Origin of the sequence: Paenibacillus residui, assembly GCF_042677205.1 — a bacterium.
Classification (GTDB): Bacteria; Bacillota; Bacilli; order Paenibacillales; family NBRC-103111; genus Paenibacillus_L; species Paenibacillus_L residui.
Map to the genome: position 1 here is coordinate 1 of NZ_JBHTIU010000025.1, position 13,265 is coordinate 13,265.

Consider the following 13,265-nt stretch of genomic DNA (forward strand, 5'->3'; position numbering starts at 1 on the left):
ATTAAGCAAGCAATCAAACGTCTAGAGTCTCTAGGAATAAAAGTTAACATCGAACAATCGGCCTAAATTTGATACATACCTAATTTTTCCAAGTCCCTTATTTGGCAAAGGGTCTAGTTTCGTATTGTCTAAAAAGTTACTTTATGCATATCTAGATTTTCAAGTTAGATGCACAACCCGCTGCGGGGCGCGCCACCAGATGAAGAAATTGGATGAATTATTGCAGCAAGAATCTCCAGTTTCCAAGGCAGGCATCGATGCCGGAAAGGGCGCCATTCTCCCTGGATATCAGCGGAATATCTCACATAACGCACTCCATAGCAAAAAGGCCCCGAATCCGAAAATCCGGTTCAGGGCTTTTTCTAAATCAGCTTAAAGGTAAGCGGCTTTAATTATTAACCAGGTCAATCCGCAGCCGCGCCTTATTCGGAAAGGTCAAGGTCGGTTACGGCCCCTCTGGAGGCCGAGGAGACCAGCCGGGCATATTTGGCCAGCGCGCCGGAGGTGAATTTGAGCGGGGGCTTCACCCAGCTTTTCGCTCTTGCTTCCAATTCCTCAGCCGTGACATCGAAGTGAATCTCCTGCGTTTCGCTGTCAATCGTAATGAGGTCTCCATCCTGCAGTAAAGCGATAGGGCCGCCTACCTGGGCTTCGGGCGCAATGTGCCCGACGACGAAGCCGTGCGACCCTCCGGAGAATCTTCCATCGGTAAGCAGAGCCACCTCGCTGCCCAGCCCTTTGCCGACAATCATGGCCGTCACCGAAAGCATCTCGGGCATGCCCGGCCCGCCTTTGGGCCCCGCATACCGGATGACCAGCACATCCCCCGGGCGTATTTCATCCTGCATAATTGCCCGAGTGGCTTCCTCCTCACTGTCGAAGACGCGGGCCGGACCGGAGAAGCGAAGCTTCTTGAGCCCGGACATCTTGGCCACAGCTCCTTCGGGAGCCAGATTTCCTTTCAGCACGACCAAGGGGCCTTCGGGCTTGATCGGATTGTCAAAGGGCCGGATGACGGTCTGATTTTCCTTCAACGGAGGGGCGGATGCGAGATTCTCGGCCAAAGTCTGCCCGGTAATCGTCAGGCAATCGCCATGAAGGAGTCCTTTCTCCAGAAGCAGCTTCATGACGCCCGGGACTCCGCCGGCATCGCTGAGATCCTGCATCGCATATTTTCCGCTTGGCTTCAGATCCGCCAGATGGGGGACCCTCCGCCGGATTCGTTCAAAATCGTCCAGGCTCAGATCGACCTGAACCGAATGGGCGATGGCCATCAGGTGGAGGAACGCATTTGTCGAGCCTCCAAGGGCCATCACCAAAGTGATGGCGTTCTCGAACGCTTCCTTGGTCATGATATCCCGGGGCCGTATGTTTCGCTCCAGCAGCCGGATCACCTGTTTCCCGGCCTCCGCGCATTCAACGGCCTTATGGGGGGATATAGCGGCCGTGGAGGATGAACCCGGCAGGCTCATGCCCATTGCTTCGGCTGCGGCCGCCATCGTGTTGGCGGTGTACATCCCTCCACAAGCTCCCGCTCCCGGACAAGCATGGCATTCAATCCGATGCAGTGTCTGATCATCCAAGTTGCCCGCCTGGTGCTGTCCTACCGCCTCGAACGCGGAGACGATGTCGATCTCCTTGCCATCCAGCTTTCCCGGTTGAATGGTACCTCCATACACATAGATGGCCGGCAGGTTCAAGCGGCCTATCGCCATCAGACAAGCCGGAGTATTCTTGTCGCAGCCTCCGATGGCGACTAGGCCGTCGAAGCGTTCCGCTCCTGTTACGATTTCAATAGAATCGGCTATCGCTTCACGGCTGGGCAGAGAGAACAGCATGCCCTCATGCCCCATAGAAATTCCATCCGATACCGTTATCGTGTTGAAAATAAGCGGAGCCCCTCCGTTCAGCCGGGCCCCCTTCTTGGCTTCCCGCGCTAATTCATCGAGATGAATATTGCATGGGGTTACTTCGCTCCAGGCACTGACGACGCCGATCATCGTCTTGCGGAAATCCTCATCCTGAAAGCCGACCGCGCGAAGCATCGCCCGGTTGGGCACGCGGTTAACCCCTTCACTGATTACCTTGCTGCGAATCCTCAAATCCCGCTGTTCTGACATCATACATCACTCCTTGTTTTGGGATGAAATCCATTCATACAGCTCTCGCATAGGTCTTAACAGATTCTGTTTCATCATGGCCGCGGCCGTGTCCGAATCCTTGCGTTCCAAAGCTTCAATGATGCCGGCATGCTCTTGCACGGAGGAATGAGTAGAGGGCTCGGGCTGCTGCAGGAAAACATACTTGAACCGGCGGATATGATTTTGCAGATAGGAGCTGAAAGAAGAAATATAGGGATTGTCCGACATCTCCACCAGGAAGTTATGGAAAAGCTCGTCATATTCCATCGCCTGATAGGGCTGACCATGATCAATCGCCGCGGCAAACTGCCGGTTGAACTCTCTTAACTGCTCAAGATGCTCCGGCAGAATATGCGGACAGGCTTGCTCGACCGCCAAGGAATGCAAAGAAGCAAGGGTTGGATACATCTTGAGAATGTCGTCCTTCTGAATAGCCGTTACTCTCGTATCCTTCCCCGGATGCATTTCCACTAGTCCTTGAACCTCCAGAAGCTGCAGGGCTTCTCTGACCGGGGTCCGGCTGACGCCGAGCGCTTCCGCCAATTCCGCGTCCATCAATTTCTCCCCGGGCTGCAGCGTACCGTCAATAATCCATCTCTGAATTTGCGACAAAGCCCGTTCTTTGGCAGACAATCGAATAGGTTTTGAAAAATTGCTGGGAATGGGCATGGCTCTCTCTCCTTCAATATTTAATATGCAATATATCGCATATTTATATTTCAATCAAGTGTTTTCTGTAATTTCATTTCCCCGGCCATTAATAAAAAATACTTGTCGGGCGAAAATATGTTCGGTAAGATGAATAGAAAAAGTACAGGGAAAATGATCCTATTTTTCCTCCCTGGAGGGATGACGAGGTGGGGCAAACCCGGGAGATTGACAAACGGCATGATTTGAATGTAGAAGTGTTGGAGTACGCTGCCAACCGCGCCGCAGGCATAGATGGGAAACTGGAAACATGGACAGGTACGCCTATAGGGGCGGGGGCCGGGAATTTTGTTACTGACGGGGTTTACCGGGTGAAGGGCACCTCGAAGGCGGGCGCAGGGACCGTGTCGTGGTCTATGGTGGTCAAGCGACTGCGTCCCGACCCGGATCGGGATGATCCGGCACACTATAATTACTGGAAGAGAGAAGCGCTGGTGTATTCGTCCGGGCTGCTGGAGCGGTTGCCGGGCGAACTGCATACTCCTGTTTGTTATGCGGTTGAGAATAAGCCGGACGGTTCCCTCTGGCTGTGGTTAGAAGATATCGGGGAACATACACAACCGGTCTGGCAAAAAGAAGACTACGCATTCGCGGCTGCGGAGCTTGGGCGATTCCAGGCGGCATTCTGCCCTGGGGAGCCGCTTCCGGTGGAGCCTTGGCTTAACCGGGCCTGGCTGCGCTCCTGGATCAACGAGTGCAGAAAATATCAGCCGCGGCCATCGCTAGCTTCTGCGGAGATACGCGGGAAGGACAAACGGCTGGAGCGGATTGTGGAGCAGTTTGAGCGGGTGAATCATCAGATGGACAACTGGCTTCAAGCTGTAGAACGTCTGCCAAGAACGATGGCCCATCAAGATTTCTATGAAAGTAATCTGATGATCACTCGCGATGCTGCCGGTCAGGCCCGGCTTACGGTAATAGATTGGCAGTTTGCGAGTTTATCCGGCATCGGGGAAGACCTGGGCCGTTTTTACGGACTGACGATGAGCAGAGGAAGTGCGCCTATCGAATGCCTGGACGAATATCGGGAGCTTTTTATAGGTTCATACATAGAAGGAATGCGTCAATCGGGTTGGAATGGGGACGAGCGAGACATCCGCCTGGGCTTCAACATTTCCTGCGCGGCACGCTCTGTTTGGGAGGTCCCGAAGCTTCTGAGGAAGGTCACGGAGGCGGTCAACAAGCCGGAGGAGGAACGATCTGCGGGTTCTGCGGCCGAAGCGTTATTGGAGAGGCTTGTCCGAGCCACGGAGATCCAGATGGAAATGGCCGCCGAAATGGATGAACTAATCAAGCAGTAGCCATATTATTCTACGAAATTATCCAATTCGAACTTAATGAATCCATCACCTGACCAAAAATATAGCCAAGAAGGATATAAGCCGCTGTTCCCTTATGGAGCAGCTTTTGCAAAGTTACGGACCTGGGGAGGCTGTCGATTCATTATGGGAAAGGTGTAGAACAGGATGTTGTGCTAGTGAAAAGTCCAATTGGTAATCAATGAAACCGGTAATGGAGAAACAGCGAAATTGTAACGGACTTGGGGAGGCTGTCGATTCATAGTGGGAAAGGCGTTCAACAGGATGTTGACTAGTGAAAAGTCCAAGAGCGAAAACGTAACGGATCTGGGAGACCTTATTTCGTCAAAATAGGCGGTTTTTTTAGACTAACGGAAACAGTTGCGCTTATTGCTTAGAATTCTTCTACTTTCGCGAGCATTTCTTGGGAATAAGGTCATCTGGTTCCGTTAAAATGACCGAGAGGCCCTTTTTAGTGCGATTAAGGTCTCTGGGTTCCGTTAAAACCAAACCGTGCAGGATTTTCGCATGATCTTTGGTTGTACACCATTAATCGCCAATCCTCCGGGGCCCTTTAATAGAATAGGTCTCGTAGGATGTCTCTTTGATTGTAACGGTCACCGTTGATGTTATTTGGTGGTTTCGATATGTATACAAGCCCGGAATAGAGAGATCCGTTTTTTCAAAAAGGCCAACGTTGCCAATAAGCCTCACAGTGTCCGTTAGCCCGCTGCGACATTCTCTTGTCCTTATGAGGTACGGTCAAATACAGCTAATCTCTTAATCTCCATATTGCGGCTCCCATCGTAGGGTGGGGGCTTTTTGACGTTCGCGCCGACGCTCTTTTTCTATTCTTTAGAAAATAAATATGTTGCACCAAAATTATATATTATATATAATCCATAATATATAATCCGAACATTGGTCTTGAACTGTTAACTTTATCGGCTTTATTAACAAAGCAACCATTATTCTTGTCAGAGCAGGTGATTGGATGAGCGTTATGAGAAATAAACAGTTTTTTATGGATAAGCAGAGCATTAGCCAGGATTTGGTCGATCATATTAAGCAGTTGATTTTAGACGGTGAATTGAATATGGGAGACCGCATAGTGGAAACGAGAGTGGCCAAAGATCTGGGGATCAGCCAAACCCCGGTCAGGGAAGCCATCCGCCAGCTATGCGGAGAAGGAATTCTCATTGTTGTACCCAACAAGGGACCGATGGTAAGAACCTTCGATCAGAAAGACGTCTATGAGATTTATTCCTTGAGAGCGGTGACGGAAGGGATGGCCATTCGTCTAGCCACCCTTAACGCATCGGAGGAGGATATCGATTCCCTTAAGCAGTTTTATGAAGAAATGAAGCGGAAGGAGGAAGACCCTGCCGTCGACTCTTTGTTAAGCGACTCCCTGCACATTCATCAGACGATTATGAGGCTTTCCAACCATTCCCGTTTGATTCAGACTTACGATTCGATATCTTTCCAAATTTCCATGGTCAACCGGATTCTTGGCCGGGAATCGACCAAGCGCAAGGAGGTAGAACAGCACCAGGAGCTGGTGGAGGCCTTGGCGTCAAGAAATCCGGAACATGCCGAGAAAACGATGAGAAGGCATATTTATCGCTCTTATGGAGAGTACGTTCAGCTTCAGGAAGGGGTCATTGAGCATGATGAGCAGGCCTGGTTTTAAACCGGCTGCTCGTCTTCGTCGGAACCCGGCCTCAAACAGGATTCAGCCGATAAGGAGGCTCCAGGATGGATGAGATACTGCTTGAAATGAAAGGAATCACTAAATCTTACTTTGGAATTAAAGCGCTTTCGTCAGCTAACCTTCAAATTAGAAAAGGCGAGGTTCACGCTTTGATGGGGGAGAATGGCGCAGGCAAATCTACATTGATGAAAGTACTGACCGGATTGGTAAAGCCTGATGAAGGAGAGATTTACTTTCAGGGGGAGCGGGTGACGATCGGCAGTCCTAAAGCTGCACTCGATATGGGGATTGCGATGATCCATCAAGAATTGAATCCCATTCCCGAGATGACGATTGCCGAAAATTTATTTCTTGGCCGAGAAAGCAGGTATTCTTACTTGCCCTTCGTCAATCGCAGAAGGATTCATGAAGATACGGAGCGCTTGCTGCAGGAATACCATCTGAGCCTGACTCCGAATCAGAAAGTGAAAGAATTGAATGTAGCCCAGAAGCAAATGCTCGAAATTATTAAAGCGCTTACTTATGATGCCAAGCTGATTATTATGGATGAACCTACCTCCGCGTTATCGGATGAAGAAGTGCAGACTCTGTTTGCAGTTATTAAGCGAATCAAGCAGGAAGGGGTTCCCGTCATTTATATTTCCCACCGAATGGAAGAAATTTTTGCTTTGGCGGATCGGGTTACGGTTTTGAGAGACGGGGAGTACATCGGAACGGAGCCGATTTCCAATCTGACCAAGGAAAGCTTGATCACGATGATGGTAGGCCGGCCCTTGACCAGTATTTTTCCAAAAACAGAGGCCGCAATAGGTGAGCCGGTTCTTGAGGTCAGAGGCCTTACGAGGAAAGGGGTGTTTGAAGAGATCAGCTTTCAGGTGCACAGGGGAGAAATTCTTGGTATTGCCGGATTAATGGGCGCGGGGCGGAGCGAAGTCATGAGAGCCGTGTTCGGGATCGACAGGGCGGATTCCGGGGAGATATGGATAGACGGCGTGAAGGCTTCCATTCGCCGTCCGATCGATGCCATCGCCTTGGGCATGGCCATGGTTACCGAGGACCGGAAGGAGCAGGGCCTTGTTCTAAGCCGCTCAATAAGGGAGAACATCTCCCTGGCGAATCTTCATAAAGTTGCCCGCAGCGGATTTGTCCGCTCCAGGGAGGAGAAACGGCTCTGTGAATTGATGATGAAAGAGATATCCATTAAAGCGAGCGGCTTAGGCCAGCAGGTTTCCTTCCTTAGCGGAGGAAATCAGCAGAAAGTGGTATTGGCCAAATGGCTGATTAACCGTCCCAAAGTGCTTATCCTTGATGAACCGACCCGGGGAATCGATGTAAAGGCCAAGGCGGAAATTTATCGGCTTATTTCGGAATTTGCCTGTCAGGGGATGTGCATTGTCATGGTGTCGTCGGAACTGCCGGAAATAATGGGGATGAGCGATCGGATTCTGGTCATGGGGGAGGGGAGGATCAAGGGCGAATTTTGGAGAGATCGGGTGACTCAGGAGGAAATATTGGAATGTGCAATAGGAGGGGACGGAATTGTCTAAATTGACGGCGGAAGTAAACGACAGAAGTATTTTCAAGGCTTGGAAAAGCAAGCATTCGGCGGATCTGATGAGAAAATACGGCATTATTATCATCCTGCTTCTGATGGTGCTGGTGCTGAGCTCCATCTCCGATGCTTTCCTGACCTGGAACAACATGATGAACGTGCTGCGCCAGGTATCCATTATAGGAATACTGGCCGTGGGGATGACTTTTATTATATTAACCGGCGGGATTGATTTGTCCATTGGTTCATTGATGGCCGTGTCCGCGGTTATTGCGGCGAGTATTGTTCAGATGAATCCCGATTATGTCCTCCTGGCCGTTGCTGCCGGAATGCTGGCTTCGGGAGCGTTGTCCGGAGTCAGCGGGACTATGACGGCCAAGCTCAACGTGGCTCCTTTCGTGGCAACGTTGGCGATGATGACGATTGCGAGAGGAATCGCCCTGATTTATACCAACGGCCGGCCGATCGTCATTGAATCCAAGCCGTTTCTGACGCTGGGTCAAGGTTATATCGGCCCCATACCGACACCGGTTGTCATCTTTGTAAGCGTATGCATCATTTTTGGAGTTCTGTTAACGAAAACCAAGTTCGGGAGGTATGTGTATGCGATAGGGGGAAACGAGAATGCGGCCAGAATATCGGGAGTGAATGTAACGAAGGCCAAAATTTCGGTTTATGTGCTGAATGGTCTCCTGGCCGGACTGGCCGGAATCTTGCTGGCCTCCCGAATCAGTTCCGGTCAGCCTAATAGCGGCCTGGGATACGAGCTTGATGCGATTGCCGCTGTAGTTATCGGAGGCACCAGCCTGTTCGGGGGTGTCGGCACATTGACGGGCACGGTCGTTGGAGTGCTGATCATCGGGGTTATCAATAACGGTTTGAACTTGATGGATGTGTCTTCCTATTATCAGCAGATTATTAAAGGGGTGATTATTGCAGGAGCAGTCATCTTGGACCAAAGAGCCAAAAAATAAAACCCAATAATGGAGGGTGCAGAAGATGAACAGAAGCGCTTGGAAAAACAGAATCCTAGGTTTGCTTGTTATCTTATGTATAAGTTTGGCCGGCTGCGGGAATCCGCCGCAGAGTGAAGGGGGAACCGGGAAGGAAGGCGGCGGATCGGATGCGAAATACCGAATCGGCGTCGCTGCCCAGGGCTTATCGCACGAGTTTATTAAAGCTCTTGTGGAAGCTATGCAGGACAAAGCGAAGGAGCTCAATGTCGAGCTGCTCGTCATGGACAGCCAGGATAAAATTGAAACCCAGCTTAGCCAGGTCGATAACCTGGTCACGCAAAAAGTGGATGCCGTCATTTTGAATACGGTTGACTTTGTAGGCCTGGGTCCTGCTGTGGATCAGGTAAAGGGGGCCGGCATTCCCCTGGTAGAGGTTATTACATTTACGAAGAATGAAAATTATGACGTATTTGTCGGTACGGATCCCAAACAGTCCGGTATTTTTATGGGCGAAATGCTTGCGGAGGTCTTGGGCGGCAAAGGCAATGTCGCCTTGCTGCAGGGGCAGATTGGCCACTCCGCAGAGATTACCAGGGGGCAGGGACTTCAGGAAGCTCTATTCGACAAGTATCCGGATATTAAGCTGATAACTCAGCAAACGGCAAACTGGAATCGTGATGAGGCAATGAGAATAACGGAAGACTGGCTGCAGCGTTTCCCCGAGATCGATGCGATCGCTGCCCAGAATGACGAGATGGCGATGGGGGCGCTGCAGGCAGTGGAAGCAGCAGGGAAAGACATAGTGGTCATGGGAATTGACGGTATACCGGATGCCCTGAAAGCGGTCAAAGAAGGGCGTTTGGCGGCAACGGTATTGGATAATGTGACGGCAGAGGGCAAACGGGCGGTTGAAGTAGCGGTAGGTCTGATCAAAGGGGAAAAATTCGAGAAGAAAGAATTGATCGACTATGTTCCCGTTACCGCCAAGAACGTGGATGAGTACTTAAAGTGATTAAAGAATACCTAGAGGAGGCTGAGCTTTAGTGAACGTTAACCTTGAAGAGAAGTTCATTCTGTTCCCTACTCCTAAAGAGACCGGGTCGCTCCCCGGGGAATACACCCTGCCGGCATCTCGCTGGAAGGTGTTCGTCCCACAGAGTCTTACGAAGGTTCAAGACATCATAGCAGCGGAATTAACGGAAGCCGGAGCAGAAGGGACCGAATGGTTATCGCAAGGTGAATCGTGCGATTTGCGATTTGCGCTGAAAGAGGAATTAACCGAAGAAGAGGTCGGTCGGCTGAATGGCTGTCCTGTCCCGGAGCAATCGTATGTGTTGGCTGTGAAGCAAGATGGGATCCGACTGGCTGCCCTTACCGTTCAGGGAGCCTTGTACGGACTGACGACTCTGACCCAAATGATCGGCAAAAGCGGCAGGCAAACCATCCCATGCTTGCAAATGCTGGATGGCCCCGATGTGGAAAAACGGGTGATTTCTCCTACCTTGACCTGGTATGCGGGCTATGCCAGAGCCGGCTTCGGCATGCAGTTGTGGAACGGGGAGAAGTGGAAAGCCTTTATCGATTGGTGCTTCCGGCATAAAGTTAACGCGCTGAATGTTGTCATGTACGGCTTCTGGCCGTTTGAGTTTCCCGAATATCCGGAAACCGTTCTAAGGGACCTGCCCGTTCAGACCTGGTGTAAAGAGACAGGCCAGTGGATGGAGGTTTCGTTTACTCATCCCAACCTGCTCCAGCCCTTCCTGTCTGAAGTTATCGAATATGCCAACAGGCGAGGGATTGACGTATACGCCTATATCGGTCTCAACTCATACAGCGGAGGATATGCTGTCCGTCATCCGGAAATGAGGGCGGTCCTTTCCGAAGAGTTGAAGGAAGCCGGGCATGTGAACAATTATGATGCGCTATGCCCTTCCAAGGCAGAGGTAAGGCAGTACTTGATCGCAAGCGTAAAGCAAATCGAAAGTCTCGGCTTTAACGGCCTTGTCTTCGAGGAAAGCGAGGAGGTGCAGTGGTTCTGCCAATGCTCCGCCTGCCGGAACACCTACGGACATTTGCCGCCCAACGATGCCAAGCACCAGGTTTCTGTCGATTTATTGAAGGATTATGTCCGGGTGCTTAACCCGGATACACTCGTCGGCGTAAGGTGGCTGCGTGAACCGCCGATTGTTAAAGAGCCGGATGCACTCAAGCGATGGGCGTCTCTCCTTCCGCCCAAGGTCAATCTGTTCTGGGCACCCGGTTTGGAGGATGACGACCGGGAATTTATCAAGTGGGTCAATATTTTCGGAAGAGAACGAATCTATTCTCGCAACTGCGAAGGCAGCGGATTCGCCGCCAGTCTAGGAAGAATCCCTTATCTGATTCCCGATACGTTCCCCGAAGAGCTCAGCAATTACGCTTTTCAACACCTGCGTAATGACATCGCCCAGTTTCAGGGGGCGGCCAATGCAGGCTGCAAGGGAATCAACGGCTATGGCTTTGAGTGGTACGGTCACGAGCTGTACTTCCTCGCAACGGCCCAATACGGGTGGAACAGCCGCAGGCTCGATCAAGACGAGTTCCTGGCCGTGGCGAGCCGGCATCTGTTCGGTACGGAGCATGGGCCTGCCTACGAGCGCATCATCCGGACAATTCCATGTATTCACGAAACCCAAATTTGTGCGGAGCTTCCTTCATTTCCATTCATGCCTAACAAATACATCGGACCTGAGGGCCGGTTGTATTTGGAGCAATGCCTCGATTCGGCTGCAGCGGTTATCGCCGCGCTGGAGGCCATTCTGCAAAGCTCCAGTCTAACCAGCCTACAGCAAGAATGTGCCTCGGCAACTCATTTGATGGCGCTGCGCATGAAAGCAGTCGCTGAAGCCGGAATCGCCTACAACCATTATTTGGAGGCCAAGAAGAACATGCCGGAAAATCGGGAGCTGCTCCGTCATTTTGCCCGGAAGGCTCTGGCCGCTGCCGAGGAGGATTACCGGATGATCAAAGAAAATTATTTCGATTCGAAAGAGCATACCTGGACGGGGGTGGCCATTGGAGAGTATTACATTCCGATGGTGATTAACGAATACCGCAAACAATTCGAAGCCGATCTGGGAGAGGAATTTGCCTCCAAGGAAAGGGTCGCTTACATTGTCGGAGGCGAGAGCCTTCCCTGGGAATGGCTGCTGGAATGGGGCCCCAAGATCGCTCAAGCCAAGCCCTTGGCCGCCCTAGGCCAATTGCTTCCTGATGACAAAGCCCCGGTTGGATAAATAAATCATGGAACGAAGTGAGGGCGTATAAGTGCAGGCAGACAAACAAACCGAAGTGCTGGAGCTGCTGGAAGCAATGATTGCTATTCCCTCCGTAAACCCGGCTTATGAAGAAGGAGCGGAAGGAGAGATGGAGCTGTCCCGATTCATTGAGCAGCGCTGCAGAGCCGCCGGCTTGTCCGTATATCGGCAGCCGGTTCTGCCGAACCGGGATAACCTCATCATTGAATTAAAGACCGGTCATCCCCAGCGGACCTTGCTGTTCGAAGCCCATATGGACACCGTATCCCTGGGGGGGATGCCTAATCCGCTGCAGCCAAGGCGTGAAGGAAACCGCCTCTACGGGCGTGGGGCCTGCGATACTAAGGGAGCGCTTGCAGCTATGCTTCATACGATGGAATATTTCTCACTGCATCGGGAAGAGCTGCAGGCCGATCTGCTTATGTGCGCATCGGTAGATGAGGAGCATGCCTACCGCGGGCTGCTGGCATTCATGGACCTGGATCTGCCCATCCAGGGGGCTGTGGTTGGTGAACCGACCAATCTGGATATTGTTATCGCTCATAAAGGCTGTGTCCGATTTGAAGTGGAAACGTTGGGTAAGGCTGCGCACAGCTCGGTGCCATGGGAAGGCCGAAATGCTATTACCGATATGATGAAGGTGATGGAGTATCTCGAGAGGTCCAAGGGGGACCTTGAACGCAAGGTTCATCCGCTGTGCGGCGCACCCACTTTATCGGTAGGAACGATTCATGGAGGCAGCCAAATTAACATCGTCCCCGATCAGTGTGTGATTAAAGTGGACCGCAGGCTCATTCCCGGGGAACGGCCGGATATAGTACTGAACGAAATCAGGAAGGAGTTGGCCGCTTTCCTGCATGGGCAAAATGTACAATTTGCCATTCATGAACTGCTGCTGGATGAAGCATTGGATACTCCGCCTGAATCCGAGGTTGTGAGAAGCGCCCTTGCGGCAGCCGGACGATTGGGGACCAACACCGCATTATGCGGCGCTTCTTATGGCAGCGATGCCAGCAAGCTTCAGCAGAGGAAGGGGATTCCGAGCATCGTATTCGGCCCCGGCTCCATCCAGCAGGCACATACGGATGAGGAATGGGTACCTATGGATGAAGTAGAACTGGCGGCCGAGTTTTACAAGGAGCTTGCCCGTCAGTTCGGAAAGTCGCCAAGGAGGTGATGCCATGTGAGAAAACAAATCATCAGAACCGATAAAGCGCCGGTCCCTTCAGGAGCTTATTCACAAGCGGTTCGTCTCGGGGACATGGTCTATGTATCGGGGATTTGTCCGTTTGATTTAGTTACAGGCGAGGTGCTGTATCCCGGCGACATGAAACGGCAGACGGAGCTGGTTCTGCATTATATATCCGAAATTCTGAAGGCGTCCGGCACTTCCCTGGAGCATGTAGTCAAAGTCCTTTCATTTATAAATGAACTTGACAGATTTCAAGAATACAACGAAGCTTACGGCAAGGTCTTCGCTGCTGAACCCCCGGCCCGAAGCACGGTGGAGATCGTGAAATTCCCGCCGGGAATGTGTGTGGAAATCGAGTGCGTCGCCTATGTACCGTAAGCCGGGGGAAAGAAATAACAGGCGAGGAGG

11 protein-coding genes are annotated in these 13,265 nt (G+C 51.6%); 9 read left to right on the top strand and 2 right to left on the bottom strand.

The window, feature by feature from the left end; translation table 11 throughout:
• Nucleotides 1-199 precede the first annotated feature (199 nt).
• Nucleotides 200-376 (top strand): hypothetical protein, encoded by a 177-nt coding sequence (locus ACFQ03_RS06870; protein ID WP_379287034.1) that lies wholly within the window; start codon nucleotides 200-202, stop codon nucleotides 374-376.
• A gap of 46 nt (nucleotides 377-422) precedes the next feature.
• Here the strand turns inward: ACFQ03_RS06870 and ilvD are convergent, their stop codons facing one another.
• Nucleotides 423-2,120 carry a dihydroxy-acid dehydratase gene (gene ilvD, locus ACFQ03_RS06875; RefSeq protein WP_379287036.1) on the bottom strand — a complete coding sequence of 566 codons (1,698 nt, stop codon included), beginning with the start codon at nucleotides 2,118-2,120 and terminating at the stop codon, nucleotides 423-425.
• Between the two features lie 6 nt (nucleotides 2,121-2,126).
• A complete protein-coding gene (locus ACFQ03_RS06880) occupies nucleotides 2,127-2,810 on the bottom strand; it encodes a GntR family transcriptional regulator (RefSeq protein WP_150959888.1) in 684 nt (227 codons plus the stop codon).
• 188 nt (nucleotides 2,811-2,998) lie between these two features.
• Here ACFQ03_RS06880 and ACFQ03_RS06885 point away from each other — a divergent pair, with 188 nt between their 5' ends.
• The 8 genes from ACFQ03_RS06885 to ACFQ03_RS06920 all read left to right on the top strand — a co-directional run bounded on the left by ACFQ03_RS06885 (nucleotide 2,999) and on the right by ACFQ03_RS06920 (nucleotide 13,235).
• On the top strand, nucleotides 2,999-4,150 hold the full coding sequence (locus ACFQ03_RS06885) for a phosphotransferase (protein ID WP_379287039.1): 1,152 nt from the start codon (nucleotides 2,999-3,001) through the stop codon (nucleotides 4,148-4,150).
• Nucleotides 4,151-5,141: 991 nt separating this feature from the next.
• On the top strand, nucleotides 5,142-5,840 hold the full coding sequence (locus tag ACFQ03_RS06890; RefSeq protein WP_144938114.1) for a GntR family transcriptional regulator: 699 nt from the start codon (nucleotides 5,142-5,144) through the stop codon (nucleotides 5,838-5,840).
• A 65-nt stretch (nucleotides 5,841-5,905) separates the two neighbouring features.
• Nucleotides 5,906-7,408, top strand: a complete 1,503-nt coding sequence (locus ACFQ03_RS06895) for a sugar ABC transporter ATP-binding protein (RefSeq protein WP_144938111.1) — start codon at nucleotides 5,906-5,908, stop codon at nucleotides 7,406-7,408.
• Nucleotides 7,401-8,387 carry an ABC transporter permease gene (locus ACFQ03_RS06900; RefSeq protein ID WP_144938108.1) on the top strand — a complete coding sequence of 329 codons (987 nt, stop codon included), beginning with the start codon at nucleotides 7,401-7,403 and terminating at the stop codon, nucleotides 8,385-8,387. Before ACFQ03_RS06895 ends, ACFQ03_RS06900 begins: the two co-directional genes overlap by 8 nt.
• Before the next feature lie 25 nt (nucleotides 8,388-8,412).
• The gene (locus ACFQ03_RS06905) at nucleotides 8,413-9,381 is read left to right on the top strand and encodes a substrate-binding domain-containing protein (protein WP_144938105.1); all 969 of its coding nucleotides are present in this window, start codon (nucleotides 8,413-8,415) and stop codon (nucleotides 9,379-9,381) included.
• Between the two features lie 31 nt (nucleotides 9,382-9,412).
• Nucleotides 9,413-11,644: a glycoside hydrolase family 20 zincin-like fold domain-containing protein gene (locus ACFQ03_RS06910; protein WP_379287042.1), complete on the top strand. Its 2,232-nt coding sequence runs from the start codon at nucleotides 9,413-9,415 to the stop codon at nucleotides 11,642-11,644.
• 31 nt (nucleotides 11,645-11,675) lie between these two features.
• Entirely contained in the window at nucleotides 11,676-12,842 is a 1,167-nt protein-coding gene (locus ACFQ03_RS06915; RefSeq protein ID WP_150959859.1) for a M20 family metallopeptidase, read from the top strand.
• 6 nt (nucleotides 12,843-12,848) lie between these two features.
• Complete coding sequence (locus ACFQ03_RS06920; RefSeq protein WP_150959858.1) at nucleotides 12,849-13,235, top strand: RidA family protein; 387 nt, start codon at nucleotides 12,849-12,851, stop codon at nucleotides 13,233-13,235.
• The last annotated feature ends 30 nt before the right edge of the window (nucleotides 13,236-13,265 follow it).

Coding starts and splice junctions, on each gene's coding strand:
- ACFQ03_RS06880 (WP_150959888.1), bottom strand. CDS start 2,810: ATGCCCATTCCCAGCAATTTTTCAAAACCTATTCGATTGTCTGCCAAA.
- ACFQ03_RS06905 (WP_144938105.1), top strand. CDS start 8,413: ATGAACAGAAGCGCTTGGAAAAACAGAATCCTAGGTTTGCTTGTTATC.
- ACFQ03_RS06895 (WP_144938111.1), top strand. CDS start 5,906: ATGGATGAGATACTGCTTGAAATGAAAGGAATCACTAAATCTTACTTT.
- ilvD (WP_379287036.1), bottom strand. CDS start 2,120: ATGTCAGAACAGCGGGATTTGAGGATTCGCAGCAAGGTAATCAGTGAA.
- ACFQ03_RS06890 (WP_144938114.1), top strand. CDS start 5,142: ATGAGCGTTATGAGAAATAAACAGTTTTTTATGGATAAGCAGAGCATT.
- ACFQ03_RS06870 (WP_379287034.1), top strand. CDS start 200: ATGAAGAAATTGGATGAATTATTGCAGCAAGAATCTCCAGTTTCCAAG.